Genomic DNA, 26,793 nt, shown 5'->3' with positions numbered 1-26,793 from the left:
TCACATCCGGGAGTTCAACATGGCCACACTCGATATCGACCGCGACGCCGCGGCCAAGCCTTCGACATCGCGCAGCCTCGATCTGAAGCTCGAGGTCGTCGTCATCCCCGTGTCCGACGTCGACCGCGCTAAGGCGTTCTACACGCGGCTCGGCTGGCGACTGGACGCGGACTTTACATCTGGCGACGACTGGCGGGTGATCCAGTTCACGCCGCCAGGTTCGGCCTGCTCGGTGATCTTCGGCCGGAACGTCACGGCTGCAGCGCCCGGTGCGGTGCGCGGCCTGTACCTGATCGTCTCCGATCTGGAGGCGGCCCGGCAGGATCTGCTCGACCGCGGCATCGCGGTAAGCGCAGCATTCCACGGCGGCGGCGATGTGCACACCGGTCCTGATGAGCCATATCTGTTCGGCAGCGCTCGCGTCAGTGGCGCTGACCCGAAGCGAGGCAGCTACAGCTCGTTCGCCTCGTTCAGCGATCCCGACGGCAATGGCTGGTTGTTCCAGGAAGTCACGACGCGACTGCCTGGGCGCATCGAGGCAGGCAGCACGACATTCGCCTCGACGGCCGAACTCGCCGCGACCATGCGCCGCGCGGCGGTGGCGCATGGTGAGCACGAGAAGCGGACCGGCGGGCATGACGAGAACTGGGCGGATTGGTACGCCGACTACATCGTCCGCGAGCAGGCCGGCCAGCCGCTGCCGTCCTAACGAGAACGCAGTTGGTCGCGCGCCACTTTGCATTCGCTCACGCTCGCTTCGGTTTGCATCGGAACCGCTGCGGCGCTCGATCGGTTGGAACGGCGCAGGCGATCACGCCGATGTCGCCTTCCACCGGTACGGAGCGCCGGTGTTGTAAAACAAACAAGGAGAACCGAGATGATCCGCAAGGCAAAAGCAGTTTGGAAGGGCACCGGTCGCGACGGCACCGGCCATCTGTCGAGCGAATCCGGCGTGCTCGCCGATACGCCCTATTCGTTCAAGACCCGCTTCGAGAACGAGAAGGGCACCAATCCCGAGGAGTTGATCGCGGCGGCCCATGCCGGCTGCTTCACCATGGCGCTGGCGTTTGGCCTTCAGATGGCCGGCTTCACGCCGGACGAGCTCTCGACGGAAGCCGCCGTCACGCTCGAGCCGGAAGGCAAGGGTTTCAAGATCAGCAAATCGGCGCTCGCCCTGCGGGCCAAAGTACCAAACCTGGACGAGGCCGGATTTGCCAAGATCGCCGGCGAGGCCGAGAAGAACTGTCCGGTGTCAAAAGTGCTCAACGCCGCGATCACGCTGGACGCCAAGCTCGGCTAAAGACGAGCAATGTCCATCCGGTTCTGAGGAACCGGGTGGACATGGGCGAATGCCTGCCTTTCGGACGGGCAGCCGAATGCATATGATAAGACGGATGCAGGGCGATCAATCGGGAGCGGAGAGATGACGATGGAGCGCGCAGTTTTGGCCGGAGGCTGTTTCTGAGGCATGCAGGATCTGATCCGCAAGCAACCGGGCGTGATCTCGACCCGCGTCGGCTACACCGGTGGGCACGTCAAGAATGCCACCTATCGCAACCACGAAGGCCACGCCGAAGCGATCGAGATCATGTTCGATCCGGCCAAGACCAGCTTCCGGACCTTGCTGGAGTTCTTCTTCCAGATCCACGATCCCACCACGCTGAACCGTCAGGGCAATGATCTCGGCACGAGCTACCGCTCGGCGATCTTCTACACGAGCGACGAGCAGAAGCGGATCGCCGAGGACACCATTGCCGACGTCGAGGCCTCGGGCCTGTGGCCCGGCAAGGTTGTCACCGAAGTCGCGCCGGCGCGCGAGTTCTGGGAAGCCGAGCCGGACCATCAGGATTATCTCGAACGTTATCCCGACGGTTACACCTGCCACTTCATCCGGCCCAACTGGAAGCTGCCGCGGCGCGCGGCTGTTGCGGGCGGCTAGAGACGGCGTCGTCCGGCTGAGCGCGCGCCTCGTCCTTGGAGACGACCGCTGAGCCTGTCACCGGGCCGCGCCTTGCGGGACGCGGTGGCGGTCTCCTCAGGATGAGGCTCATCGGCACCGCCGCGCTGAAACGACTGCCGCGTACTCCGCCCTCATCCTGAGGAGCCGGCTCAAAGCGGGCGTCTCGAAGGATGGCCGCAGGGTCAGCGATAGCCCTGCTAAAGGATGTTCCGGAAAAGTGCGCAGCGGTTTTCCGGGAAGATCATGCGCAAATAAAAGCGAGAGCGCGATGATGATGCACCTGATCTTATCGCGCTTTAGTCCGGAAGGCGCGGTCAGCTCCGCAATTGCGCGATCAGGTCGCGCGCGATGCGCATGTCGGCGATCCCCAAGCCTTCGGTAAACCCGGCACAGACGTTTTCGAGACCCGGCAGCGCTTCCTTGCTCCGGGCGGCGCCGATCATGAATCGCGCGAGGCTGGTCGCACAGCGCAGCTCCCAGAACCGCGCGCCCTGCTGGGCTGCAATGCCCATGGCTTCGCGAAAGCGCGCTTCGGCGGCGCCCGCATGCCGCGGGCTCCTCAGCATCAGCTCGCCCTTGATGCGCATCAGCTCCGGCAGATACCAGAGCTCCTGCCGGTCGTTGCAGCGGGTCAGGACGTCCTCGATCACGTCGAGGCCGCGGTCGATCTGGTCGGCCTCCAGACAGCACGCGGCGAGCTCGCCGAGCAGCGGGAGAAAGCGCGGCAGGAAGCGCGCATCGCCGGCGCGATTGAGCTCTTCGCGCAGGAGCGGCAGGCCTGTCGCGATATCGCCGCGCCTTGCGATCACCGCGGCGTTGAAGGCTCGCGCCCACAGCCCCCACAGCCGGATGGCGTGGCGCTCGGTGTGTTCGACGAGCTCGGCGCCGTGGCGCTCCGCGGCCTCGAAGTCGCCGGCCCAGAACGCGATCGGGCAGGTGGCTTGTCCCAGCACGCTGCAGAACGTCAGCGCGTGGCCGTTGGCACGGCCCTCCTCGATGTTCCTGGCGGCAAGCGCCTGCGCCTGATCGGCGAGGCCCTGCAGCCACAGGATGCGAGCGCGGAAATATTGCGTGGATATTCGCAGGTCGAGCGGGAAGATTTTTGGCTTCTCCGCCAGCACATGCAGCGATGCGTTCACCCGGTCGATGCAGATGCGCGCCTCGTTCTGCTCGCCGAGATAGTGCAGCGCCACGGCCATCAGCCGGTCGCCCAGCATCGCATCGGTCCGGTCGGGCGAGTTCGCCGCGGCATTCGCAAACCGATCGGCCAGCGCGCGAGCCTTGCCGAATTGCCCGTTGTTGAACTGGTCGATGCACAAGCCCCACAGCGCGCGGAGGCGAAAGTCCTTATCATCGAGCCGGTCGGCGAGCTCCAGCGTCGTCTCCAGGATCGGACGCGCCTCGCGGGCGCGGCCCTCGCCATACATCAGCGACCAGCCGAGCGCTGACAGAAGCTGCATGCGGATACGCTCGTCGCCGGCATCTCCGAGCGCGCTGAGCGCCGTTCGCGCGCGCTCGCGGCATTCGGCGAACAGGGACAGGCGCACCCACATCGTGACCGTAGCTGCGGTCAGCGCGATTCCCAGCGCAGCGTCGCCGTCGGGCGCGAAGGCCCAGTCGAGCGCCGCGCGCACATTGTCCAGCTCGGCGCCATAGATACCCAGCCATTCCGGCAGCGGCGTCGACGAGTCTGCTTCGGCGCGCTGGAAGAAATCGCGAAAGTGCTCGGCATGGCGCCGCGCGAACTGCCTGGTTTCGCCGAGCTCGGCGAGCTTGCCCTGCGCGTAGGTGCGCGTGGTGTCGAGCAGGCGATAGCGCAGCATCCGCGAGCCCGACGGCGAGATCAGCGATTTGGTGACCAGGCTGTCGATAGCCTCCAGCGTCTCCGAGGCGCTGAGGCCGTCGCCGGCGGCAACCGCCGCGGCCGCTTCCGGCGCGAACGGCCCGGCGAAGACCGAGAGCCGGCGCAAGGTGGCGCTTTCGGCCGGAGGCAGCAGGTCGTAGCTCCAGTCGAGCGCCGCCGCAAGGGTCTGGTGTCGCGGCACGGCGGTGCGCCGTCCCCGCCATTGCAGCGAAAAGCGGCTGTCGAGCAGCGATGCCGTGCCGGCGATGCCGTAGGCGTTGACGCGGCCCGCCGCGAGCTCGATCGCGAGCGCAATGCCGTCGAGGCGCCGGCAGATGCTGGCGACAAGCGGCGCTTCTTCCGCGCTGAGCTGGAACGGACCCGAACTCTGCGCAATGCGATCGACGAAGAGCTGCGCCGCGGGATAGGCGAGCACGTCGTCGACCCCGAGGCCCTCGCGCTCGGGCGGGCAATCCAGCGGGAACAGCCGGAAGATGCGCTCGCCTTCGCTCCGGAACGATTCGCGGCTGGTGGCGAGCACGCGAAGCTGCGGCACATCGCGAACGATGCGCTCGACCAGCGGGGCGAGCGTATCCAGCACATGCTCGCAGCTGTCGAAGATCAGCAGCGCCGGGCTGGTTTTCAGGAACGTCAGGAGAGCCGGCGTCGGATCCTCCGCGCTGATGGTGAGGCCAAGTGCGGAGGCGATGGTGGTCGCGATATGGCTGCCATCCCGCAGCGGACCGAAATCGACGAAGAAGACGCGGCCGCCGAAATCCGCTGAGCGGCGGTGCCCGACGGTGACCGCGACGGCGGTCTTGCCGATGCCGCCGGGACCGACCACGGTCATGAAGCGATGGAGCGAAAGGCCGTTCGATATTTTTTCGACGATCTCCTCCCGCCCGACCATCTTGGAGAGCGGCGCGGGCAGCGAGCGCGGCGGCAGGATGTCGACGGTGGGCTGCGCGGGGGACGCCGCAGCTTGAGCGAACGAGGCGACGAAGCAATAGCCGCGCCCGGGCACGTTGACGATATAACGGGCCGACTTGCCGGTATCGCCGAGCGTCTTGCGCAGCGCTGCGACATGGAAGCGCAGGCTGCCCTCGTCGACATTGACGTCGGCCCAGATCCGCTTGACCAGCTCTCTCTTGTCGACGACCTCGCCAGGGCGCTCGGCTAGAAAAATGAGAATATCGAGCGCACGGCCGCCGACATGCAGAGGCGAGCCCTCTTTTTCCAAGAGCCGGGACTTCGGAAACAGTCGAAATGGCCCGAAGGAAATAGCCGAGTCTTCGCTACGATCTGGCACGCGCCATGGCCCCCCGCAACGGGAGTCAAAAGGTATGACTTTTTGCTCTATCAGAACGAGACGTACAGTAAACTGGCCGAAAGCAGAGGGGCAGGGCTGGCAGCCCTGCGTGCACCGCTTGGGTCAGCCGGCACCGGGAATCCTGCTTAAGAAGGAATGGGTTAGGCGAACATGACAGGGCAACGACGACGCCGACTAAACTGGAGGCAGCATTGACGGTGGTGAATCATTGCTGCGATGGAATGGTTTGGGAGCGGGTCCCGCCTCGACAGTGACAACTGACTTCGGGATTCAAATATGCCTTCCCTCTCGCGGCGACAGATCGTCCATGCATTGCCGGGCGCAGCGGCGCTTGCCGCAAGCCCGCGCAGTGGACGAACCGCCGATTATCCGTCGCGCCCGATACGCCTCGTGATCCCGTACGGGGCGGGCGGATCGGGCGATCAGATCGGGCGCCCCTGGGCGGAGAAGATGTCATCGCTGCTTGGGCCGGCCTTCGTCGAAAACATCAGCGGTGCGGGCGGCGCGCTAGGGACGGCTACAATCGCGCGCGAAGAGCCGGACGGCTACTCGCTTCTGCTCGGAAACGACAGCACGCAGGCCATCATTCCGCTGCTGTCGCAGACTCCGACCTATAGGATGGACGATTTCCGAGCCATCTACCGGCTCATCAGCAGTGCGCTGGTCTTTGCCGTCCATCCATCGGTGCCCGCCGCCAATCTGCGCGAGCTGATCGGCTACGCCAGGGCCAATCCGGGAAAACTGTCATACGGGACGCCCGGTATCGGGAGTGGAAATCACCTGGTCGGCGAATCCTTCAAACAGCGGGCGGGCGGTCTGGACATCGTCCATGTACCGTATCGCGGCATCGCGCAGGCCAGCAACGACCTCGTCAGCGGCCAGATCTTGCTCGTCATTGCCGTGATGTCGGTACCATTGCAGCAGCTGAGCCTGGCCGGCAAGATTCGGCTGCTCGCGGTCGTCACCGAAAAACGGCTGAGTGTTGCGCCGGAGATTCCGACCGCCATCGAATCCGGCATGCCGGACCTCCGTTATGACGGCTGGTTCGGCCTGTTCGCGCCTGGGAACACCGAGGATGCGATCATCGATCGGATCGCGCAAGCAACACGCCTTGCCATGGCCGATGCGACGCTCCAGGCGAGCTACCGGGCCCAGGGCATGGAGCCCGACAGCGATTCGAGCCCAGACAAATTCCAGCGCATCGTCGAGGCGACGGCGGCGAGCCTGGCGCCCGTGATCAAGTCGATTGGGCTCGGCAAGCCGTGAAGCCGCTCAGGCGTCGACGCGTATGGCCTGGCGCCGCTCCGCCGTGACGATGCGCGCCGACATCGTGACGAGACCCATCAGCGCGGCCAAGAGCCAGAACGCCAGAGGCAATCCGCCGATACGCGCGATGAAGCCGACGCCGGCGGGGCCGATGAGGATGCCGGCATAGCCCGCGGTTGTGATCGCCGCCACCGCAAGCCCCGTCGGCATCACCGTCTGCCGCGCCGCCCGGCGGAACAGCACCGGCACGAGGTTCGATGCGCCGAGGCCGATCAGCAGGAAGCCGCCGATCGCAACCGCAGCCACGGGAGCCGTGAGCAGCACGACAAAGCCCGCGATCGCAATCAGGCTGCCCCAGAGCAATGTCGCGCGGTCGCCGACGCGGGCGACGATGGCATCGCCCCCGAGCCGCCCCATCGTCATCGCAATCGAGAACACGGTATAGCCAATCCCGCCTTGCGCTTCGGAGACGAGGCCCGCGCCGATCACGAGCAGTGCGCCCCAGTCGAGCATCGCGCCTTCGACCAGGAACGTGATGGCGCCGAGCAGCGCCAGCAGCAGCACCGAGCCGTGCGGCACCACGAACAGCGGTCCCTCCTGCACCTGCACGGAGCGAAGCAGACGCGGCGCGGTGACCAGCATCGCAATTAGCATTAGGGCGGAGCAGATCAGCGTGCAGGTGAGGGGCCCGAGTTGCAGGGAGAGCAGCGCGGTCATCAAAGCCGATCCGGCAAAGCCGCCGATGCTGAACAGCGCGTGGAAGCCGGACATCAGTGGCCGGCCCGCATCGCGCTCCACCTCCACCGCGTGGATGTTCATGGCGACGTCGATCGAGCCGAGCGCCGCGCCGAAGACGAACAGCGCCAGAGCCAGCGTTGCGGACGCGCTCGCGACAGCCAAAAGCGGCAGGATTAGCGCAAGGCCGAGGCCGCCCGTGATGATAATCGGCCGGCTGCCGTAGCGCGCGCTCATGACGCCGGTCAGCAGCATGGCAAGCACGGAGCCGATCCCGAGGCTGAGCAGGAGCAGTCCGAGCACACCGTCGTCGACGGCGAGCCGCGCCTTTGCGAACGGCACCAGCGGGGCCCAGCACGCGATGCCGAAGCCCGCGACGAGAAAGGCGAGCCGCGTCGCAAGACGGGTCGGCGGCCGATCGGCAGAATGCATGGGAACTCCGGAAGAAGAAGCAGACGGAGGAGGGTGCACTCGACAAGCCCGAAGATTGCCGCGACTTTATGTCGGGGAGAGGGGTGGCAATATCGCAACCGAACAGTTGTTGCAGGCCTCTCTGCGCCGGTCTGGGCCGGACCGGCTCATCCTTGAGGGGCGATCATATGGTCGTGATTTTCGAGAGCCGGGCTTGTGGTGGACGCGGCAGCGTCGGCGCGAGTGGCCCAAGGGCAGGGCGGATTGCTCTCCTGAGCCCTAAGGCTTTGCGTGGACGGACGGCGCTGTTTAGTTCGTCTCGCCAACATCTCGATGGCGTGCACAACGCCGTCAGCCGCTGTGGCGCCAACGAGCGAAGTGGCAGGCCGCCAAGCGGTGGATCAAATCAGAGCACATCAGATCAGAGCGTTTCCACAAGAAAGCACGAGTATGATCCCCGGAGCGCGCGCCCAGGCTCGCATGGTCCTGTTGGCAGCTCTCAGAACCGAGGGCCGAAGGATTTGAATTGCATCGCGGATAGTTGCGACGATTGGTTGGCGGCCGATCCGTCCGCGCAGTCGAGCAACGCGTAGTGCACGCACGATCGTTTCGGGATTGGGAAGCGCTCTCTTATCTTCCAAAAGGCTCCAGGTGAGACGCTTGAGATCAAATGTCTCCTGGTCAATTTGGGTGAACGATCCGGAAGCCGTGATGCTTGCGTGGTCCGTCATGTCGTAAAAGATAAGACCATCGTCTATCGCCACCATGTCGCCGTGACAGGCCAGATCAACGAAGAACAGTTGGTCCACTCCCCAACTTATCGAGTGGTAGTTTCGCATCAGGCAGCCGGCTTTGACGACCTTGCCGTTGACCAGCAGTGTCGAAGGGACCATCCGCAGCAACCGGGTCTTCCCCGCCAAATAGAGATCCGCTAGGCACTGCTGACTTGAATAACAGTAAATCTCGCCTCCTCGTCGGTACCTTATGCCGTTGTCCTGAACGAGATGGCATGTGGAGGTCATAAATGCTGCGGCTGGGTAAGCCCTCGCAAGCTTCGCGAAAGTTGTGAGCGCTCCTGGCGCTAGCCAGTCGTCATCATGCAACAATTTGATCCAGGGGCCGCGACACGTAAGCATCGCGTTGTTCGTGTTCTCGACCTGACCACGGCCTCTGCGATTTTCGATAACTCGGATGCGCGGCTCCTTGTGGGCATACTCGCACGAAATATGCCAACTCTCGCCCGCCGGCCCTTCGTCATCGCTTATAACCAATTCCCAATCGGAGAAGTCCTGCTGCAGCACGCTTTCGACCGCGCGGCGCAGCATGTCTGGACGGCGGAAGGTTGGTATCGCGACCGAAATGAATGGCCGGAAGTCCGAGCCTTGGGAGCTGCCGCGCCGCTTGGCCTGCAACCTGTCCATTCGGTAGCTCCTCACTAAGAAGCGATTGCTGAAGATCGTCCTCGCGTCCGATCGAAACTGATCGCAGTCAAAGTAGACCATCCTCGCGCTGAGTAAGCCGAGTTGGCCGGACGCTGGACACCGAGGGGCACATCGTCATCGTCCATTTGCATGACGGTGGCGCGGCCGCGATGTTTTGAAGCAGATCACAACGAGAAAACGCTTCACACATGTTAATGTCGATGCAACCAACATAAGGAAAACTTGGAAATACTCGTTTTGGTTGGTGACAGCTGAGATTTGCGGTAGGCAAGAAGTCGGCCCTTGCACCGGGAAAATCCGGCACATCGTCTCCGCCGAGCTTCTTCACTTCGGAAATCGCGAGGCAAAGAGCGCGGCGTAGCGGAGCTTGGTGAGGCGTCACGGCTTGCGTCGGCGCAAAAAGAGGCCACCAACTCGCTGGCGGGCAAAGTTGGGGCCGAGAAAGCTGTTCGGGCCAAGAGCATCGTGCTGGCCCAGCCCTCAACATTCATCCGGCTCGGGCAGTCTGGCGATATGGCAATAGATGTAAGGGGTGGCGCGACCGGCCAGCCTCCTGCTCGGCGCTGCCATGACCGTCTGTTGGAGCCCACGCCGGAGCCAAATTGACCGGCACTGGGTAGCGTATGCCATCCTTTCGTCAGCTCGTTCGTGGAGGATTTGCGCCATGGCCACGCTCTCCTGCTTTGCAGGCGGGAGCGGTAGGCCCCTATGGAACGATCGGCCACCCAACTCATTGAGCGCTTGTTCATCTAGAGGATCGCTCGTTGAACCACATCGCCGTCGTCTTGATCTTACTCGTTGGCGGCGCCTCGCTCGCCTTTGCCCAGAGTGCGGGCGAATCGAGCAGTGGCGGCTCCGCGGCGAGTGGAACTGCGGCCACCGGCTCGACAGGTTATGCGGGCGGCACCCTATCGACCGGGCATACCCTAAGCGGCACTGCGGGCTCCTCCGGTCCCGACGTGGGCAACGCGCTCAGCCATGCAGCGACTGGCGGCGACGTGGATGCTTCCTCGGTTACGCAGGCTCCAACCTTGCATGATAACGCGGTGGATACGCCGGCCGCTGAACGCGCCATGAAGAACTTGGGCAACACCGATATTGGCATTCTCAAGAAGTAGGACCATTCTGCAGGTGGGCTCCGGAACGTCTCACAGCCCTAGCGAACTGCATGACAGCCGGAACGATCAACGAGGAGCTATCACCAAAAAGAGCAACTTGAGGCCCACAACGCGCGGGATTAGGCTTCCGGCGAAGTGAAGAAGCAATGGCCTGATAACCGGGGGTGGTTTACATGCGCCATACGATTGAGACCACACCGAACGTGGTCATCCCCGAGGCGTCAGACGCGCGGCGGCGATTTGCAATTTCCTGGATCGCCCCAACCTTCGTCACGGCCACGCTCATCGGGTTCTGTCTCAATGCCGAAGTCGTCGCCTATGTGGCGCAATACGCCACTCAGCAGGATTTATCCAAGCTCATCACGATCATCCCGCCGGTGATGGCGCAACAGAAGCCATTGCCGAAGGACGACGAGGCGGCGCAGCTCAAGCAGGTGGTCGACAGCGCGACAGCGGAGCTGCGGCAGTCTCTGCAGCGAGAGCACGACAGGGCCGAGGCGCTCGAGAAAGAACTGGTGAAGGCATGGCGGTACGTCGGGAAGCTGTTGTCGATGCCCAACGGCGAGGCGCACCAGTTCAGCCAAGCGGTCGACAGCGCGACGGCGGTACTGTGGCAGTCTCTGCAGCAGGAGCACGACAGGGCCGAAGCGCTTGCAACCGAACTGGCGGACGCGCGGCGCTCTACGGAACGGAAACCCGCCGCTGTGGAAGAGAGGCCCGGTGTCTCCTCCTTGCCCGCCTGGGCAAACAGCTACGCCGCTTTCGTGAAGTCCGCCCCCGTAGTCCAACCGGTGACCACGGAATACAGCAAATCGGCTATCAAGCCAGCCGAACCAGCTCGCGTTGAGCAGAAACCGCGCGGGGGCTACAGCTGCCAGCACTTTCAGACCTACGATCCGGCATCCGGAACTTACGTGGCCTATAACGGACGGCGGCATTCCTGCCCATAAGTTCGAGCGGTGTCTTGGAAACACGTCTAGCTGACCTGCCGCTATGGGCAGCGAGGTGCGGCCGCCTCACTCGGCGGCGGCACCTCATTCTAGGACGCGGTGGTGCGGCGGGACGCCGCGGCGTGCGTCGTGCATTTGTGAAAATCCGTGACGAGCTCGCCGCGTGCGAGCGTGGACGACTATTGGCGAATGTCCGATAATGTGCGCTCCTGATTGCAGCGCCCTGTGGCCTGCACTTGAGCTTCCACAGAAGGACGATCCCGATGACACAGGCAGGCGCCTACGGGCAGAGGCTGGGGCAGTGCCTGCGTTTGAAGGATGCGCCGCCGTCGCTGGTCACGCGCTCGCTGCGCAGCGCTGCGCTCGCGGTCACCGAAACCCGCAATGACCGCCCGGTGCGTGGCCTGTCCGGCTCGCTGACCGCTGAAGATGCCTTTCTCGTCAGCCTGAAGCTGCACGATTATCCGGACTGCGAGCTCTGGGAACGCGGCAAATGCGTCATGCGGACGGATGTCTGCGCCGGGACGACCTATCTCTACGATCTCAAGTGCGATCCGCGCTACGTCATCGACAAGCCGTTCCACTCGCTGTTTTTCTACATTCCACGTTCGGCGCTCGACAGCATCGCCGAGCAGTGCAGTGCGCCGCGCGTCGACGAGCTCGACTGTCAGATCGGCGTCGGCCACGATGACGGAATCATCCGCCACATCGGCGCCTCGCTTCAGGAGGGCCTGCGCAGACCGGACGAGGCCAATCAGCTCTTCGTCGATCACATGATGCTCGGCCTGACCGCCCATGTTGCTCAGACCTATGGCGGGCTTCAGCGCATGTCTGTCTCCGCCCGCGGCGGCCTCGCGCCATGGCAGGCGAAGCGCGCCTGCGAGCGGCTCGAATCCGATCTCAGCGGCAAGCTCTCATTGCAGAAGATCGCAGCCGAGCTCGACCTTTCGGTCAGCCATTTCTCACGCGCGTTCCGGATTTCGATCGGCCTGCCGCCGCACCAATGGCTGCTGCATCAGCGCATCAAGACCGCCAAGCAGCTGATGAGCGTTCGCGACCTGCCGCTGTCGGAGATCGCGATCTCGGCCGGCTTTGCCAACCAGAGCCACTTCACGCGCGTGTTCTCCTCGATCGTCGGCGTCAGTCCGGCGATATGGCGCCGTGAGGCACTTGGCGCCTCGAGCCGTGGGGGCGTGAATGGTGTAGACGGAGCGCCGCGCGGCAAAGATCTCGTCCGGCGGGTAGGCGATGCCATCGGCGAGATTGGCCGGATTTAAAATGGAGGCATCGCAGGCCTCGTTCGGCTCGAATGCGGTGATCACGATCGTGCCGAGGCGCACCTCTTCGCGATCATCCTCCTCAGGCCAGCGGATCGTGACGTCCCTGGTGTGATCGCCGGGACGATCGAGCAGCGCCATCACCGGGCATCGCCTGCCGCGATCCGCGTGCCGAGATCGTCGCGCAGGAGCTCAGCCGGTTTCGCTCTCGCTTCGTCCTCGCTCAGCGTGATGTCGCCGCCGGCCTTGGGGCCACCTTTGAACTTGATGAAGCGCGTCTCACCTTGCTCATTCGTTGCCGGAAAGGCGTGCACGCCCCAGTAGGTGGTGCCGGCAATGCCTCCGGGTAGCCGACGCGCGGCGACGTAGTTGGCCTGGTTGAGCGTCTCAGGGTTGGCCGCCAAGAACGCCTTGACCTTCGCTACATCGGGCTTGCCGTCCGCGCCCGGAATACGCGCTTCCAGGAAGGCCAGCATCTGGTCGAGCGTTCGCGCAAAATGCACCGGCGCGCTCTCGACGAGAATGTCGGATCGATGATCCTCGTCACCGAGCTTGAAGTTGAAGCCGCGCAGCACCAGATTGGCGCGATCCTGAAGATGCGTGCATGGCTGAGCGCGCGGAGTTGGCTGCCTCGCGTCGGCTGAACGATGCCCGGCTAACCGCCGAGGAGCCGCCGGCAGGCATCGACGAAAACCTCCGCGCCGGTGACGATATCGGCATCAGTGGTATTTTCGGTCCAGTGATGACTGATGCCGCCGATCGACGGCACGAACAGCATGCCTGCAGGCATCACGGTCGCCAGCATCTGCGCATCGTGGCCGGCGCCGCTGGGCATGCGGATGCAGCGTCCGTCTGCAAGAGCCTTGCTCGCGGCCTCGATCGCATCCTGTATGCCCGGGTTCATCATGGCCGGCGCGCCGGTGCGGATTTTCTCTACGGTGACGGTGCAAGGGCCCTTCGCATTGAATTCGTCGGCCATGGTCCGCAGCAACTCCTCCATGCGCGCGATCACGGCCGGGTCGGCGTCGCGGATCTGGAACAGCATCTCGGCGCCGCCGGGAATGATGCTCGGCGCACCGGGATCGAGCGTGATGCGGCCGGTGGTCCAGACCGTGCGCGGCCCGCACGCGTCAGGAAAACGCTCATCGATCGCGACGCAGAACTTGGCGAGCGCGAGCCCTGCATCCTTGCGCACGGCCATGCGCGTGGTGCCGGCGTGGTTCTGCTCGCCGGTGAAATTGATCTTGTATTGCCAGATGCCGACGATGGAGGTCACGACGCCGATCGCGAGCTTGCCGCTTTCGAGGGTGTCGCCCTGCTCGATATGCGCCTCCAGATATCCGAGGTGCCGTCCCGGCTCGACCGCGACGCGTGCCCGCCCGGCGAGACCCAAGTCGGCGAGCGCCTCGCGCATGGCGCGGCCGCTGGTGCGGTCACGCGCGGCATCGATCTCGGCCTCGGTCACTTGCCCGATATAGGAGCGCGAGCCAAGGAAGCTGCCGAAATGGCCTTCCTCGTCGCACCATGCGGCCACCTCGACCGCGCCCTTGACGGAAGCATTGGCGTTGAGCACGCGCGCGGCCTCGAGCGCATAGACGACGCCGAGCGGGCCATCGAGCCACCCGGCATAGTTCTGGCTCTCCAGATGCGAGCCCGCCAGCAGCTTTGGCCCGGCCTTCGCGCTGGTGCCGAGCACATTGCCGATGCCGTCGATCGCAGCAGAGAGGCCAGCCTCCGGCAGCTTCTGCATCAGCCAGTCCAACGATTGCCTGTGCGACTCGGAGAAGGTCGGCTTGTGCACCCCGGTCTTGTAGGCGCCGATGGCGCGGAGCGCGTTGAGGTCGGCAAGGACGCGCTCGCCGTTGGCGCGCAGCTTGGTGTCAGGCATGTTCGGCAACTTTCAATGCCTCGGTACGAATCTCCTCGACCAGCCGTTCCTTCAGCTGGACGAATTCCGGCGTGGTCTTGATCTTGTAGGAGCGCGGATGCGGCAGCTCCACAATGATCTCGGCCTTGATCCGGCCCGGACGCGCGCTCATCACGATGACGCGGCTGCCGAGGAAGATCGCCTCCTCGATGTCGTGGGTCACGAACAGCACGGTCTTCTGGTCGCGCTCCCAGATGCCCAGCAGCATCTCCTGCATCAGCGCGCGGGTCTGGTTGTCCAGCGCGCCGAAGGGCTCGTCGAGCAGCAGGATCTTGGGATCATTGGCAAGCGCTCGCGCGATCGCCGTGCGCTGCTGCATGCCGCCGGAGAGCTGCTTCGGCCAGTGATTCTCGAAGCCGGACAATCCAACCTGGCGAATGAAGGAGTCGGCGATCTTGTGACGCTCCGCCTCGGACACGCCGCGCTCGCGCAGGCCAAAGGCGATGTTCTCGCGCACGGTCAGCCAGGGAAACAGCGTGTAGGACTGGAACACCATGCCGCGATCGGCGCCGGGGCCGGTGACCTCGCGACCGTCGAGCGTGACGCGGCCGCTGGTCGGACGATCAAGGCCGGCGACGATGCGCAGCAGCGTGGATTTGCCGCAGCCGGAGGGGCCGAGGATGGTGACGAAGTCGTTGTTGCCGATGGTGAGGTCGGTCGGCTCCAGCGCTCTCGTCGGCGCGTTGCCGTGGCGCGCGGGGAAGGTGCGCGAGACTTGCTCGATTTTGAGCGTCGTCATGCGAGCCTCCACGGAAACAGCCAGGCGTTGAAGGCCTTGAACATGAAGTCCGAGAGCAGGCCGATCAGGCCGATCACGATGATCCCGAAGATGATCTGGCCGGTGTTGAGCAGCGCCTGGCTGTCGGTGATCATGTGGCCGATGCCCGAGGACGAGCCGATCAGTTCGGCGACGATGACATAGGTCCAGGCCCAACCCAGCACCAGGCGCAGGATTTCCGCGATCTCGGGTGCGGAAGAGGGCAGCAGCACGCGGCGGATGATGCCGCGATCGGTGGCCCCGAGCGTATAGGCGGCTTCCACCAGATCGCGTCGTGTGGCGCCGACGGTGACGGCGACCATTAGGATGACCTGGAATACCGAACCGATGAAGATGACGAGCAGCTTTTGCAACTCGCCGATGCCGGCCCACAGGATCAGAAGCGGGATGAAAGCGGAGGCGGGCAAATAGCGCGCAAAGGAGACGAACGGCTCGAGGAACGCCTCGACCGGCTTGTAGGCGCCCATCAGCACGCCGAGGGGCACCGCAATGATCGCGGCAAGTGCGAAGCCGCCGACGACGCGCCAGATCGTTATGCCGATGTCGTAGATGAAGCCCTGCTTGGCCAGGAGGTCATAGCCTTCCTGCACCATGGTCAGCGGGTTGGCGAGGAAGGTCTTCGACACATGGCCGCCGAGCGTCGCCCACGACCAGAGCGCAACGAACAGCACGAAGAACGCAAGGCCGTAAGCCACGCGCTGCTTCGATGTAACAGGGTCGAGGGGACGCATCGACGAATCTATCCGGACAGTGAACGGATTTGCCGGCCCCGCCGCGAGACGGGGCCGGCAGCTCCTGGGCGATTTACTTGATGTAGCTCGCGTCGAAGAGGTCCTCGACCTTCGGCGCCGCCTTGATGATGCCGATCTCGAGCAGGAGGTCGGCGGCCTCCTTGTTGAAGGTCAGGAAGTCACCGGCGAAGAATTTCTGGTTCGCGGCCTTGTCCTGCCAGCGCAGGTACTTTGCCGAGTTGCCGAACTGCTCCCCGGTCTGCTTCACGTCGGCGCCCATGATTTCATAGGCCTTGGCCTGATCCTTGGCGATCATGTCGAGCGCCTCGAAATAGCTGTCGGCGAGCGCCTTGGCGGCCTTGGGATTCTCGCTGAGGAATTTCGGCGTGCAGCCAAAGGTGTCCATGACCATGGGGTAGTCGAGCGTGGTCGCGATGATCTTGCCCTTATCGGGGGCGGCGCGAACCGTCGACAGGTACGGCTCATAGGTCATCGCGGCATCGTTCTGGCCGGAGACGAAGGCCTGTGCGGCCGCGGCCGGCTCGAGATTCACGACGGTAACGTCCTTCACCGACAGACCATTTTTCTTGAGCATCCAGGCCAGCGCGAAATAGGGCGAGGTGCCGGGCGCGGAGGCTGCGACGGTCTTGCCCTTCAGGTCCTTGATCGCGCTGACGTCGTTGCGCACGGCCATACCGTCGGCGCCATAGCTCTTGTCGAGCTGGAAGATCTGCTTGGTGGCAACGCCGTTGGCGTTCCAGGAGATCCAGGTCTCGACCGTCGTCGCGGCGCACTGGACGTCGCCGGAGGCGATCGCGAGATGGCGGTCCTTCTGCGGGATTTTCTTGATGGTGACGTCGAGGCCGTTCTTCTTGAAGATGCCCGCTTCCTTCGCCAGCGTCAGCGGCGCGAAGCCGGTCCATCCGGAGATGCCGATGCCGACCTTGACGTCGTCGGCGAGCGCGGGAGTGGCGGCCGCAAGGGCAATGATTGTCGCAAAAATCGTCGAACTACGCATGATTGTCGTCCTCTTGCCGATCGATGGATTGACGTCCTGTTGATCTCTGTCGGCCGCTATGGACCGCTGCCCGAAGCATTGCACGAATTGTGCCGACATCGTTCTCTCAGCCTCCCTTGAATCGGGCGACAAGGCGGTGAGAGTCACCGGGATAGAGCAGGCGCACCGCGGTGATCGTGCGCGAGCTGCGCCAGGTATAGCGGTCGATCACGAGACAGGGCGCGCCGATTGCGATGTCGAGCGCTTCCGCCGTACGATCATCCGCGACGATGGCGCTGATCGTATGCTCGGCTTCAGTCCATGGGACATGATGAAGCAGCCACGAGCCCGGCGGCTCGCGCGAGAAGTCTGCGGTCGCCGCACTCGGCACGGACGCAAGATCGATCAGCCTGTCCTCGACCGCGAAGGGCACGTTGTCGGCGCTGTGGCGGCAGGTGATCGCGACCACCTTGCCGGCCTTTTTGACGCCAAGACGCTCGCGGTCGACGGCAGTCGCCGCTCGCAACTTGCGGCCGGTCAGCTCGTATCCGTAAGCGCGCCCGAGCGCGCTGATCTCGGCCCGGATGTCGGCGATCTTGAGCACGGCTGACTGATGCTGCGGCCGCCGCACGAACGAGCCGGCGCGCCGCCGCCGCTCGATCAGATCCGCCTGTGCCAGTTCCGACAGCGCCTTGTTCACGGTCATGCGCGAGCAGCCGTAGCGCGCGACCAGCTCGTGCTCGAACGGGATGCGATGTCCGGGCGGCCACTCGCCGGTGAGGATCCGCTTCTCGATGTCGGCGCGGATACGCTTGTAGAGCGTCGGCTTGTCAGCCGCATCGGTGGCGAGGTTCATGCGACAAGCCTCCGCACCGCCGCGTTGAAGCGCTCGCGCGCGGCCTGGCGCAGTCTGTGCCGGCCGCCTTCCACGACCTTGTTGCCGCCCGCCCAGACGCAATCGATCGCGCCGCTGCCTGCCGCAAATATCCAGCCGTCGATGATCGCATCACCTGCGCGTCCTGCCAGCGACGGATGGGCGGCGTCGAGCGTGACGATGTCGGCGCGCGCGCCGGGCGTTAGGCCGACTGCGGCTTGTGCCATTGCTTGTGCACCACCTGCAAGCGCCTGATCGAACAGCGTGCGCCCCGTCGAGCGGCCTGCGCCGCTGGAGAGCACGTTGCGCTGGCGGTGGGTCAGGCGCTGGCCGTATTCGAGCTGCCGCAATTCGTCGGCGACGCCGACCAGCACGTTGGAGTCGGTGCCGACACCGAACGCGCCGCCGGCGCCGAGAAATTCGCGCGCAGGAAAAATGCCGTCGCCGAGGCTGGCCTCGGTGATGGGGCAAAGGCCTGCCACCGCACCAGTCTTCGCAAATGCGCTGACTTCTTCATCGGTCATGTGGGTCGCGTGGATGAGGCACCAGCGCTGATCGAGCGGCGCGTGCTCCAGCAGCCATTGCACCGGGCGCCGGCCGGACCAGGCGAGGCAATCCTCGACTTCCTTCACCTGCTCGGCGGCGTGAATGTGCACCGGCCCGCCGTCGGCAAGCGGAATGATCGCCGTAAGCTCGTCCGGCGCCACCGCGCGCAGGCTGTGCGGCGCAATGCCGATATTGGCGCCCGGCAAGCTTGTGATCGCCTTGCGCGAGGCATCCATCAATGCGGCGAACTGATCGACCGAGCAGATGAAGCGGCGCTGGCCGTCATGCGGCGCCGCGCCGCCAAAAGAGCCGTGCACGTAAAAACTCGGCAGCAGCGTCAGTGCAATGCCCGAGGCCTCGGCAGCCTGCGCAATACGCCCGGCCATTTCGCCGATATCGCCGTAATGCGAGCCGTCGCGATCGTGATGCAGATAGTGGAATTCGCCGACGCGGGTAAATCCCTGCTCCAGCATTTCGACATAGAGCAACGTTGCAACAGCCGCGACGTCGTCCGGCGTCATCGCCAGCGCGAAGCGATACATCGTCTCGCGCCAGGTCCAGAACGTGTCGGTCGAGTCGCCGCGCAGCTCCGCGAGTCCGGCCATGCCGCGCTGGAAGGCGTGGCTGTGCAGGCTTGCAAGTCCGGGAAGCGCGATGGCGTGGCGTTCGTCGCCGGCGGCAGGCGCTACACCTGGCGTCACTGCCGCGACCGCGCCGGCGGTGATCACCACCTGCACGTCATTGGCCCAGCCCGAGGGCAGGAGCGCGGAGGCGAAATGCAGTCGGGACATGTTGACACGGCGGCTGGACAGAACCGCCTTACGATTATATGTCTAGACATATAAGTCAAGCATTCCAGGATGCAGGGATATCCGCGAAGGGGACACCTTCATGGCAGAGCGCTTCGACCGGATCTGGCATAATGCCCGGCTCGCCACGCTGCGGGCCGACCGTCCCGATCTCGGCGAGATCGAGCATGGCGTGATCGCCGCGCGCGCCGGCCTCATCGTCTATGCGGGCACTGCGGCGGAGTTCTCGGCCGATGCGGACGCCATCGAGCGGATCGATTGCGAGGGACGCTGGATCACGCCGGGCCTCGTTGATTGCCACACCCATCTCGTCTATGGCGGCAGCCGCGCGCATGAATTCGAGCTGCGCCTGAAGGGCGCAACCTATGAAGAGATCGCGCGGGCCGGCGGCGGCATCGTCTCGACGGTGGCCGCAACGCGCAAGGCGAGCGAAGCCGAGCTTGTCGCAAGCGCGCTCCCGCGGCTCGATGCGCTGATCGGCGAGGGTGCCACAACGGTCGAGATCAAGTCAGGTTATGGTCTCGATACCGAGACCGAGATGCGGCAGCTGTCCGCCGCCCGCAGCCTCGGCGCTCAGCGGCCGGTGGCGATCCGCACGTCCTTTCTTGGCGCACACGCGCTGCCGGTGGAAGCCGACGGCGACAAGGACCATTACATCGATCTCGTGTGCAAGGAGATGCTGCCTGCGGTCGCGAAGGCCGGCCTTGCCGATGCCGTCGACGCCTTCATGGAAGGTATCGCGTTCTCGGCTGAGCAGACGGCGCGCGTGTTCGAGGCGGCGAAGGGGCTTGGCTTGCCGGTCAAGCTCCATGCCGATCAGCTCTCAAATCTCGGCAGCGCGGCGCTCGCCGCAAAATTTTCGGCGCTTTCGGCCGATCATTTGGAGCATACCGACGAAGCTGGCGCTGCCGCCATGGCAAAGACGGGAACGGTCGCCGTGCTCTTGCCCGGTGCCTTCTATTTCATCCGCGAGACGCAGAAGCCGCCGGTTGAGGCATTCCGCAAGCACGGCGTTCCCATGGCGCTCGCGACCGACTGCAATCCTGGAAGCTCGCCGCTGACCTCGCTGCTGCTCGCCATGAACATGGGCGCGACGCTGTTCCGGATGAATGTCGCCGAGTGCCTCGCGGGCGTGACCCGTGAAGGCGCACGCGCTCTCGGCGTGCTCGATGAAACCGGAACGCTCGAAGCCGGGAAATGGTGTGATCTCGCGATCTGGGACATCGAGCGGCCCGCCGAGCTGGTCTACCGCATCGGCTTCAATCCGCTGCATCGGCGGGTATGGAGGGGCCGGTGAGGGAGCAGGGCGCAGCGATCGTCGTCAAGCCGGGAATGGTCACTCTCGACGATCTCGCGCGCGTGCTTGCGGGTGCGTCGGTCGCGCTTGATCCCTCGTTCTGGCCGCGCATCGAGGCGGCTGCGGAGATTGTCGCGAACGCCGCGCATGCTGCCGCGCCGGTGTATGGCATCAACACCGGGTTCGGAAAGCTGGCCTCGAAGCGAATTCCGCCGGACCAGACTGCGCTGCTCCAGCGCAATCTCATCGTCTCGCATTGCTGCGGCGTCGGGCCGGCGACGCCCGAGCCGATCGTCCGCCTGATGATGGCGCTGAAAATCATCTCGCTCGGGCGTGGCGCCTCCGGCGTCCGCCGCGAGGTGATCGAGCAATTGCAGACGATGCTGGCGCGGGGTGTCTATCCGCTGGTGCCGCAACAAGGCTCGGTCGGCGCTTCCGGCGATCTCGCGCCGCTCGCGCATATGACCGCGGTGATGATCGGCGAGGGGCAGGCGCTTCTCGATGACAGGATCGTATCCGGCAGCGAGGCGCTCTCCGCTGCCGGCCTTATGCCGCTGACGCTCGGCCCCAAGGAGGGGCTGGCGCTGATCAACGGCACGCAGTTCTCGACGGCCTACGCTCTATCAGGCGTGCTGCGTGCATTTCGTCTCGCGAGGGCCGCGCTTGTCACCGGCGCTCTGTCGGTCGATGCGGCAATGGCCTCCACAGCGCCGTTCCGTTCCGAAATTCAGGCGCTGCGCGGCCATGCCGGGCAAATCGCCGCGGCCGCCACGCTGACGGCGCTGCTCGATGCCAGCGACATCCGCCTCTCCCATCTCGAGGGCGACGAGCGGGTGCAGGATCCCTACTGCCTGCGCTGCCAGCCGCAGGTCGCAGGCGCGGCGCTCGACCTGATCACGCAAGCCGCGCGCACGCTGATCGTCGAGGCCAATGCCGTCACCGACAATCCGCTGGTGCTGGTCGAGACCGGCGAGATTGTCTCCGGCGGCAATTTCCACGCCGAGCCGGTGGCCTTTGCCGCCGATCAAATCGCGCTGGCGCTGTCGGAGATCGGCGCGATCAGCGAGCGGCGCATCGCGACGCTGGTCGATCCCGCGCTCAATTTCGGCCTGCCGCCGTTCCTCACCCAAGATCCCGGCATCAATTCGGGCTTCATGATCGCCGAGGTGTCGGCCGCGGCGCTCTATGCCGAGAACAAGCAGCGGGCCGCGGCCTGCTCGATCGACTCGACGCCGACCAGCGCCAACCAGGAAGATCACGTTTCCATGGCCGCGCACGCTGCGCGGCGTCTCTACGATATGGCGGACAATCTCGCGGCCATTCTGGGCATCGAGCTGCTGGTCGCCGCCCAAGGCATCACGCTGCGCGCGCCGCATGCGACCAGCGCGCCGCTCGTCGCTGTCATCGCCAAGCTTCGCGAGCAGGTGCCTGCGCTCGGTGCCGACCGCTATATGGCCGGCGACCTCGCCAGGGCCGCCGCGCTGATCGAAGCCGACGCATTGCCAGCAGCAGCGCTCTCGGCGCTTCCATCCGATCCGTTTCCGCGACTCGACTAAGAGGTCCACATGAACCGCCGACTGGACAATGACCGCACCATCCGTGCTCCCCGCGGCAGCGACATCAGCGCCAAGAGCTGGCTGACGGAAGCGCCGCTGCGCATGCTCATGAACAATCTTGATCCCGACGTGGCGGAGCGCCCGAGCGAGCTGGTCGTCTATGGCGGCATCGGCCGTGCCGCGCGCGACTGGGAGAGCTTTGACCGGATCACCGCGGCCTTGCGCAAGCTCGAAGCTGACCAGACGCTGCTGGTGCAGTCCGGCAAGCCTGTCGGCATCTTCCGCACCCATGCCGATGCACCGCGCGTGCTGATCGCGAACTCCAACATCGTGCCGCACTGGGCGACGCTCGATCATTTCAACGAGCTCGATCGCCAGGGTCTGATGATGTACGGCCAGATGACCGCGGGCTCCTGGATCTATATCGGTAGCCAGGGCATCGTGCAGGGCACCTACGAGACCTTTGTCGAGGTCGGCCGTCGTCATTATGGCGGCAGCCTCGCCGGCAAATGGATCCTCACTGCCGGCCTCGGCGGCATGGGCGGGGCGCAGCCGCTGGCGGCGACCATGGCCGGCGCCTCGATGCTTGCGGTCGAGTGCCAACCGAGCCGCATCGAGATGCGGCTGCGCACCGGCTATCTCGATCTCCAGGCTGCAACGCTCGACGAAGCCCTTGCGATCATGGAAGAGGCCAGGAAGACGAAGAAGGCGGTCTCGGTCGGCCTGCTCGGCAATGCCGCCGAGATTTTCCCGGAGCTGGTGCGCCGCGGCGTCAAGCCCGACATCGTCACCGACCAGACCAGCGCGCATGATCCGATCAACGGCTATTTGCCGAAGGGCTGGACGCTGGCCGATTGGGAAGCCAAGCGCGCCTCCGATCCGAAGGCGGTCGAGCGTGCCTCGAAGACGTCGATGGTCGAGCACGTCGAGGCCATGCTGGATTTTCATGCGCAGGGCATTCCGACCCTCGACTACGGCAACAACATCCGTCAGATGGCGCAGGACATGGGCCTGAAGAACGCCTTCGATTTTCCCGGCTTCGTGCCCGCCTATATTCGCCCGCTGTTCTGCCGCGGCGTCGGGCCGTTCCGCTGGGCCGCGCTGTCGGGCGATCCCGAGGACATCTTCAAGACCGACGCCAAGGCCAAGGAGCTGATGCCTGACGACAAGCATCTGCACAATTGGCTCGACATGGCCAAGGAGCGTATCAAGTTCCAGGGCCTGCCGGCGCGGATCTGCTGGGTCGGCCTCGGCGATCGCCATCGCCTCGGCCTTGCCTTCAACGAGATGGTGGCGCGCGGCGAATTGAAGGCGCCGATCGTGATCGGCCGCGATCATCTCGACAGCGGCTCGGTAGCGAGCCCCAATCGCGAGACCGAGGCGATGAAGGACGGATCGGACGCCGTGTCCGACTGGCCCTTGCTCAATGCGCTGCTAAATTGCGCCAGCGGCGCGACGTGGGTCTCGCTGCATCATGGCGGCGGCGTCGGCATCGGTTATTCGCAACATGCCGGCATGGTGATCGTCGCCGACGGCACGCCGGAAGCCGCCAAGCGCATCGAGCGCGTGCTGTGGAACGATCCTGCCTCCGGCGTGATGCGCCACGCGGATGCGGGCTACGACATCGCGATCGACTGCGCCCGTGACAAGGGGCTCGATCTGCCGAGCCTTTCGACGTAGCCGCGCCCTCAGGCCACGACCTTGGCCACTGCACCATCGAGGTGTTGCCTCTCGTTCGCGAGGTAGTCGCCGATCGCATCGCTCGGCATCGGCTTTGCGAAGTAATACCCGGATGTAGTCGCATCCGAAACGGCGCAAGGTGTCGAGCTGTGCGCGGGTCTCGACGCCCTCGACGACGCAGGCGATCTCCATGTCGCCGCACAGGCCGCGTGCATTGGTCAGGTCCCGTCAAGCGTACAGACCGCCTGGGGCGGTGCTTCGACCTCGTCGGCTTGTTCGTGGTCACGTCCTGCTAACCATGCGCATGGGCGCTGCAGATCGCCGCACGTCGGCCGCATCGGAGGATGTGCGGGATTCTCCTCTCCCGTCGGAGTGAGGTGAAGGATCTCCGTTATTTCCTCTCCAGCGCTGCGGTCTGCTTGGCGAGCTGCTTGTCGAAATCCTGCGACAGCATCGTCGCGTAGGTCGTAAGTTCGCCGGGCTTGACGAACGGGTTCGGCGCGCCGTCCTTCATCTCGGCGCGCTTGGCCTGCATGCCATAGACTTCCGGATGCGGCCCGAGCAGCACGTCGATCTTCATCGCCTTCACCTTGCCGTAGGTCGCGCGATAATCGTCGACGATGCCGGGATAGGTCGGCTGGCCGACCAGCCGGTTCAGCGCCACCGTGCCGCTGCAGAAGAACAGCACCTCACGATCCTGGCTGCCATCCTTCACGGTCATCTCCCAACTCGTGCAGCCCGGCGAGTGGCCGGGGGTCGCATGCGCCGTCAGGGTGGTGTCGCCGAGCGTGACCTTATCGCCTTCCTTGACGGTGCGGTCAACCTTCACCGCGGGGAAGGAAAGGTCTGCGTTCTTCTCGTCGCCGGGATAGTAACCGCCTTCGAGCAGCGGCTTGTCGCGCTCGCCGGCGATGAGCTGCGCGCCGGTCTCCTTCTTGATCTCGGCGAAGCCGCCGGTGTGATCGAGATGGGCGTGGGTGTTGAGGATGATCTTGACGTCGGCAACCTTGAAGCCGAGCTTGGCGATATTGTCCTTGATCATGCCGGTCGATTGCGGCATCGCCGTATCCATCAGGATCAGCCCCTGCGAGGTCTCGATGACGTAGACGGCGATGCCGTCGGTGCCGACATAGTAGATGTTGCCGATGAGCTGGAATGGCTCGAACGGCGCCGTCCACTTCTGCATGACCGTTGCCAGGAAGTCCTTGATGGTCTGCGCCTGTGCGCCGGTTGTGAGGAAGGCCAGCGCACACAGCGCGGCCGTGATTTTCTTCATCATTTGCCTCCCGGATTGTTCTTGTCTTTCTTGGTGGGACGCAGACGTCGCGTGACCCAGCCGGTAGCCACGTTACGTCGCGGCCGGCGTCATGGGCAACCGGGTTCTCGGCGAAATATTCATGGGGCGAGCTGGAATAGCGGCGCGCCGGCTGAAAGCTGCGGAGCTGCCTAGCGCCCGATCGTGACGCCGGCGGTCGAGCGCATGGCGTCGCGGAGGCTGGTTGCGTTCATGTCGTCGAGGACCTGACGCGTCAGTACGGTGGTCTGGCCTGGCGTGTTGAGGATCGTCTCGCCCGCGAGGAGGACAGGCGATCGGTCTTGTAGGGCGTCGGATCATTGGCCGGCGCGTGGCGCGGCCGCTTACCTGATGCCGCCAGGGCAGCTTGCGAGCAACAGAGCGCGACGAGCACGATCAGTCGCAGCGATTTTGCGGGCATGCGATCTCCCATCTCGAGAGTACAGCCTATCACAGCGCGCCGGCGGTCGCCGCGAAAAGGATCAAGCGAGGGCAGCCTGGCGTTCCCGCACCGGTTCGCGGACCCGCTCGAGGTAACGCGGCTCGGCCAGCCGGGTGAAGCTGCGCCTGTCCGTCTGCGCGGGCGCTTCGACGATGACGCCCTCGCAGACGATCTGGCCGCCGAGCATCTTGAATTCCAGCTTATCATAGCGCGGCATCGTCTCGCCGGGGGCGGGCGGCAGCAGGCCGATCCGCCCCTGGATGTTCAGCGTCGCATCGCCGGCGCCGTGGAGCCGCGGATTCCACATCCTGATCCCGGTTTCCGCCCAGCGCTGTCGGATCAGCGCGGCACGGTCGGTGGGTTCGGTGCCCTTTGCGCGCGCCTTCGGCGCGCGAGGGTTTTCCGCAACGGGAGACTCGAGGGCCGGCTCGGGCGCGCTATCGGCGACGCCGCTGGTTGCGTCGGCGGAAGAATCCTCCGCGGCGACCGCCATGACCGCGGCAGGATCGCTCGCGCTCGCGCGGACAGGCTCGATCTCCGCCGCGAAGCTGGGAAAGGGATCGCTGTCGATGCTGCTCTCCGAGACATCCAGGACATTGTCATCGGTGCACGCGACACACGAGCCGTCGACAGCAGCCGGCGCGTCATCGACGAGAACGTCAGGGGCGGGATCGTCAGTGCTGGCAAGGACGGGAGCATCGACCGCAGCGATTGTGACATCGACCGGCGAGGCCGGAGCCTCGTCCGCAGTGGCCGGCTCGATCTCGGTCGAAAGCTCGAACAGCGGAACGCTGCCGACAACAGCTTCGGGAGCATCGGCCGGCTCGCTCGCAACCTCGATGGACGAGAGCGGTGCCTCCTCGACGATAACGGGCTCGATGCTCGCAAGCAGTTCCGCCGGAGGATCGTTACTGACGAGTTCGGGAGCCTCAACCGGCTCGCTCGCGGCGTCGATCGGCAAGACCGAAGCCTGCTCGACGACGGCAGGCTCGGCCTCCGTGGGCGTCTCCGTGGAGGATTCGTTGCTGATGCTGATATCAGCTGGCGCTGCTGACGGGCTCTCTGCGATGACCGATATCGCGGGCTCGTCCTCGGCAAGGGGAGGCGCGACCGTGATGTCGGCCTGGCGATGCAACGGTTCGGCGCTGCCCGTGTCGAGCACCGGAGCGGATTCCGCCACGCCGGTGAGGATGACTGACGAGCCGCTTGCTGCGTTCGCGGCAACGTCGATGCTGCCGCCGTGCGGCAAAGGCCGAAGCCGGGTCAACGCCCAATTCACCGCCGGAATGCGGCGCAGCAACGATATCAGTCTCGAAAGCACTGGGAGTTGTCCAAGAGGTACTCGGCGTGAGGCAATCGCTGATTCGTCAGCAATATGAAAAACTGCCCCGCCTGTCACATCGATGTCAATCTGACTGGGACCAATTGCAGAACATCCACGCGTGTCGTGCAGGTGAGTTGCTGTCGGCACTTGCAGAGATTTTCCGAACGTCGATGTCTCGTGCCTCCTGGGCGCGGCAAGAGTCTTCC

General features: G+C 64.9%; 21 protein-coding genes and 3 pseudogenes. 10 read left to right on the top strand and 14 right to left on the bottom strand.

Going from position 1 to position 26,793, the window contains the following annotated elements; genetic code table 11:
- The first annotated feature begins 19 nt into the window (after positions 1–19).
- From AC5V87_RS30120 to msrA, 3 genes are all read left to right on the top strand, one after another.
- A complete protein-coding gene (locus AC5V87_RS30120; protein ID WP_495368631.1) occupies positions 20–709 on the top strand; it encodes a VOC family protein in 690 nt (229 codons plus the stop codon).
- Between the two features lie 168 nt (positions 710–877).
- Positions 878–1,300 (top strand): OsmC family protein, encoded by a 423-nt coding sequence (locus tag AC5V87_RS30115; RefSeq protein ID WP_495368630.1) that lies wholly within the window; start codon positions 878–880, stop codon positions 1,298–1,300.
- Positions 1,301–1,468: 168 nt separating this feature from the next.
- Positions 1,469–1,939: a peptide-methionine (S)-S-oxide reductase MsrA gene (gene msrA, locus AC5V87_RS30110; RefSeq protein WP_495368629.1), complete on the top strand. Its 471-nt coding sequence runs from the start codon at positions 1,469–1,471 to the stop codon at positions 1,937–1,939.
- 335 nt (positions 1,940–2,274) lie between these two features.
- Here the strand turns inward: msrA and AC5V87_RS30105 are convergent, their stop codons facing one another.
- Positions 2,275–5,112, bottom strand: coding sequence for an ATP-binding protein (locus AC5V87_RS30105; RefSeq protein ID WP_495368628.1), 2,838 nt, complete (start codon positions 5,110–5,112; stop codon positions 2,275–2,277).
- A 297-nt stretch (positions 5,113–5,409) separates the two neighbouring features.
- On the opposite strand from AC5V87_RS30105, the gene AC5V87_RS30100 reads away from it, so the two are divergent.
- Complete coding sequence (locus AC5V87_RS30100) at positions 5,410–6,399, top strand: Bug family tripartite tricarboxylate transporter substrate binding protein (protein ID WP_495368627.1); 990 nt, start codon at positions 5,410–5,412, stop codon at positions 6,397–6,399.
- Between the two features lie 6 nt (positions 6,400–6,405).
- Here the strand turns inward: AC5V87_RS30100 and AC5V87_RS30095 are convergent, their stop codons facing one another.
- Both AC5V87_RS30095 and AC5V87_RS30090 read right to left on the bottom strand, forming a co-directional pair.
- Positions 6,406–7,566: an MFS transporter gene (locus tag AC5V87_RS30095; RefSeq protein ID WP_495368626.1), complete on the bottom strand. Its 1,161-nt coding sequence runs from the start codon at positions 7,564–7,566 to the stop codon at positions 6,406–6,408.
- Positions 7,567–7,961: 395 nt separating this feature from the next.
- The gene (locus tag AC5V87_RS30090) at positions 7,962–8,966 is read right to left on the bottom strand and encodes a glycosyltransferase family 2 protein (RefSeq protein ID WP_495368625.1); all 1,005 of its coding nucleotides are present in this window, start codon (positions 8,964–8,966) and stop codon (positions 7,962–7,964) included.
- A 785-nt stretch (positions 8,967–9,751) separates the two neighbouring features.
- Here AC5V87_RS30090 and AC5V87_RS30085 point away from each other — a divergent pair.
- The 3 genes from AC5V87_RS30085 to AC5V87_RS30075 all read left to right on the top strand — a co-directional run bounded on the left by AC5V87_RS30085 (position 9,752) and on the right by AC5V87_RS30075 (position 12,332).
- Positions 9,752–10,105: a hypothetical protein gene (locus tag AC5V87_RS30085; protein ID WP_456836811.1), complete on the top strand. Its 354-nt coding sequence runs from the start codon at positions 9,752–9,754 to the stop codon at positions 10,103–10,105.
- A gap of 173 nt (positions 10,106–10,278) precedes the next feature.
- Complete coding sequence (locus tag AC5V87_RS30080; protein WP_495368624.1) at positions 10,279–11,055, top strand: BA14K family protein; 777 nt, start codon at positions 10,279–10,281, stop codon at positions 11,053–11,055.
- A gap of 263 nt (positions 11,056–11,318) precedes the next feature.
- The gene (locus AC5V87_RS30075; RefSeq protein ID WP_495368623.1) at positions 11,319–12,332 is read left to right on the top strand and encodes a helix-turn-helix domain-containing protein; all 1,014 of its coding nucleotides are present in this window, start codon (positions 11,319–11,321) and stop codon (positions 12,330–12,332) included.
- Here AC5V87_RS30075 and AC5V87_RS30070 read toward each other — a convergent pair.
- The 7 genes and pseudogenes from AC5V87_RS30070 to AC5V87_RS30040 form a co-directional block, all read right to left on the bottom strand.
- A pseudogene (locus AC5V87_RS30070) lies at positions 12,252–12,922 on the bottom strand (catalase); the annotation flags it as partial. The gene AC5V87_RS30075 and the pseudogene AC5V87_RS30070 sit on opposite strands and share 81 nt — an antisense overlap.
- 65 nt (positions 12,923–12,987) lie before the next feature.
- Positions 12,988–14,220, bottom strand: a complete 1,233-nt coding sequence (locus AC5V87_RS30065; RefSeq protein ID WP_495368622.1) for a Zn-dependent hydrolase — start codon at positions 14,218–14,220, stop codon at positions 12,988–12,990.
- Positions 14,213–14,998: an ABC transporter ATP-binding protein gene (locus AC5V87_RS30060; protein ID WP_456836815.1), complete on the bottom strand. Its 786-nt coding sequence runs from the start codon at positions 14,996–14,998 to the stop codon at positions 14,213–14,215. The genes AC5V87_RS30065 and AC5V87_RS30060 overlap by 8 nt, the downstream gene beginning before the upstream one ends.
- Positions 14,995–15,768 carry an ABC transporter permease gene (locus tag AC5V87_RS30055; RefSeq protein WP_456836816.1) on the bottom strand — a complete coding sequence of 258 codons (774 nt, stop codon included), beginning with the start codon at positions 15,766–15,768 and terminating at the stop codon, positions 14,995–14,997. Before AC5V87_RS30055 ends, AC5V87_RS30060 begins: the two co-directional genes overlap by 4 nt.
- Before the next feature lie 73 nt (positions 15,769–15,841).
- Positions 15,842–16,786, bottom strand: coding sequence for an ABC transporter substrate-binding protein (locus AC5V87_RS30050; RefSeq protein ID WP_495368621.1), 945 nt, complete (start codon positions 16,784–16,786; stop codon positions 15,842–15,844).
- A 106-nt stretch (positions 16,787–16,892) separates the two neighbouring features.
- Entirely contained in the window at positions 16,893–17,621 is a 729-nt protein-coding gene (hutC, locus tag AC5V87_RS30045) for a histidine utilization transcriptional repressor HutC (protein WP_456836818.1), read from the bottom strand.
- Positions 17,618–18,976, bottom strand: a complete 1,359-nt coding sequence (locus AC5V87_RS30040; RefSeq protein ID WP_495368620.1) for a formimidoylglutamate deiminase — start codon at positions 18,974–18,976, stop codon at positions 17,618–17,620. Before AC5V87_RS30040 ends, hutC begins: the two co-directional genes overlap by 4 nt.
- A 100-nt stretch (positions 18,977–19,076) precedes the next feature.
- On the opposite strand from AC5V87_RS30040, the gene hutI reads away from it, so the two are divergent.
- The 3 genes from hutI to hutU are packed head-to-tail and all read left to right on the top strand — an operon-like array spanning position 19,077 to position 23,527.
- Positions 19,077–20,291, top strand: coding sequence for an imidazolonepropionase (hutI, locus tag AC5V87_RS30035; RefSeq protein WP_495368619.1), 1,215 nt, complete (start codon positions 19,077–19,079; stop codon positions 20,289–20,291).
- The gene (gene hutH, locus AC5V87_RS30030) at positions 20,288–21,847 is read left to right on the top strand and encodes a histidine ammonia-lyase (RefSeq protein WP_495368618.1); all 1,560 of its coding nucleotides are present in this window, start codon (positions 20,288–20,290) and stop codon (positions 21,845–21,847) included. Before hutI ends, hutH begins: the two co-directional genes overlap by 4 nt.
- Before the next feature lie 9 nt (positions 21,848–21,856).
- Entirely contained in the window at positions 21,857–23,527 is a 1,671-nt protein-coding gene (hutU, locus tag AC5V87_RS30025) for a urocanate hydratase (protein WP_495368617.1), read from the top strand.
- 8 nt (positions 23,528–23,535) lie between these two features.
- Here hutU and AC5V87_RS30020 read toward each other — a convergent pair.
- From AC5V87_RS30020 to AC5V87_RS30005, 4 genes and pseudogenes are all read right to left on the bottom strand, one after another.
- Positions 23,536–23,734, bottom strand: a pseudogene (locus AC5V87_RS30020) (EAL domain-containing protein); the annotation flags it as partial.
- Positions 23,735–23,918: 184 nt separating this feature from the next.
- Positions 23,919–24,803, bottom strand: a complete 885-nt coding sequence (gene blaBJP, locus AC5V87_RS30015) for a BJP family subclass B3 metallo-beta-lactamase (RefSeq protein WP_495368615.1) — start codon at positions 24,801–24,803, stop codon at positions 23,919–23,921.
- A 170-nt stretch (positions 24,804–24,973) separates the two neighbouring features.
- A pseudogene (locus AC5V87_RS30010) lies at positions 24,974–25,242 on the bottom strand (TonB-dependent receptor plug domain-containing protein).
- A gap of 61 nt (positions 25,243–25,303) precedes the next feature.
- Positions 25,304–26,563 (bottom strand): hypothetical protein, encoded by a 1,260-nt coding sequence (locus tag AC5V87_RS30005; RefSeq protein WP_495368614.1) that lies wholly within the window; start codon positions 26,561–26,563, stop codon positions 25,304–25,306.
- Positions 26,564–26,793: the final 230 nt, after the last annotated feature.

It is taken from the genome of Bradyrhizobium sp. SOJA106 (assembly GCF_059448745.1).
Note: the sequence above shows the minus strand (reverse complement) of the source record. Positions and strands in the feature narration are given on the sequence as shown.

What these genes read in the sequence shown, in the direction of transcription:
- hutC (WP_456836818.1), bottom strand. Translation starts at nt 17,621, where the DNA reads ATGAACCTCGCCACCGATGCGGCTGACAAGCCGACGCTCTACAAGCGT.
- AC5V87_RS30095 (WP_495368626.1), bottom strand. Translation starts at nt 7,566, where the DNA reads ATGCATTCTGCCGATCGGCCGCCGACCCGTCTTGCGACGCGGCTCGCC.
- AC5V87_RS30090 (WP_495368625.1), bottom strand. Translation starts at nt 8,966, where the DNA reads ATGGACAGGTTGCAGGCCAAGCGGCGCGGCAGCTCCCAAGGCTCGGAC.
- AC5V87_RS30050 (WP_495368621.1), bottom strand. Translation starts at nt 16,786, where the DNA reads ATGCGTAGTTCGACGATTTTTGCGACAATCATTGCCCTTGCGGCCGCC.
- AC5V87_RS30055 (WP_456836816.1), bottom strand. Translation starts at nt 15,768, where the DNA reads ATGCGTCCCCTCGACCCTGTTACATCGAAGCAGCGCGTGGCTTACGGC.
- AC5V87_RS30065 (WP_495368622.1), bottom strand. Translation starts at nt 14,220, where the DNA reads ATGCCTGACACCAAGCTGCGCGCCAACGGCGAGCGCGTCCTTGCCGAC.
- AC5V87_RS30120 (WP_495368631.1), top strand. Translation starts at nt 20, where the DNA reads ATGGCCACACTCGATATCGACCGCGACGCCGCGGCCAAGCCTTCGACA.
- AC5V87_RS30075 (WP_495368623.1), top strand. Translation starts at nt 11,319, where the DNA reads ATGACACAGGCAGGCGCCTACGGGCAGAGGCTGGGGCAGTGCCTGCGT.
- AC5V87_RS30080 (WP_495368624.1), top strand. Translation starts at nt 10,279, where the DNA reads ATGCGCCATACGATTGAGACCACACCGAACGTGGTCATCCCCGAGGCG.
- AC5V87_RS30100 (WP_495368627.1), top strand. Translation starts at nt 5,410, where the DNA reads ATGCCTTCCCTCTCGCGGCGACAGATCGTCCATGCATTGCCGGGCGCA.
- AC5V87_RS30040 (WP_495368620.1), bottom strand. Translation starts at nt 18,976, where the DNA reads ATGTCCCGACTGCATTTCGCCTCCGCGCTCCTGCCCTCGGGCTGGGCC.
- hutU (WP_495368617.1), top strand. Translation starts at nt 21,857, where the DNA reads ATGAACCGCCGACTGGACAATGACCGCACCATCCGTGCTCCCCGCGGC.
- msrA (WP_495368629.1), top strand. Translation starts at nt 1,469, where the DNA reads ATGCAGGATCTGATCCGCAAGCAACCGGGCGTGATCTCGACCCGCGTC.
- blaBJP (WP_495368615.1), bottom strand. Translation starts at nt 24,803, where the DNA reads ATGAAGAAAATCACGGCCGCGCTGTGTGCGCTGGCCTTCCTCACAACC.
- AC5V87_RS30115 (WP_495368630.1), top strand. Translation starts at nt 878, where the DNA reads ATGATCCGCAAGGCAAAAGCAGTTTGGAAGGGCACCGGTCGCGACGGC.
- hutI (WP_495368619.1), top strand. Translation starts at nt 19,077, where the DNA reads ATGGCAGAGCGCTTCGACCGGATCTGGCATAATGCCCGGCTCGCCACG.
- AC5V87_RS30060 (WP_456836815.1), bottom strand. Translation starts at nt 14,998, where the DNA reads ATGACGACGCTCAAAATCGAGCAAGTCTCGCGCACCTTCCCCGCGCGC.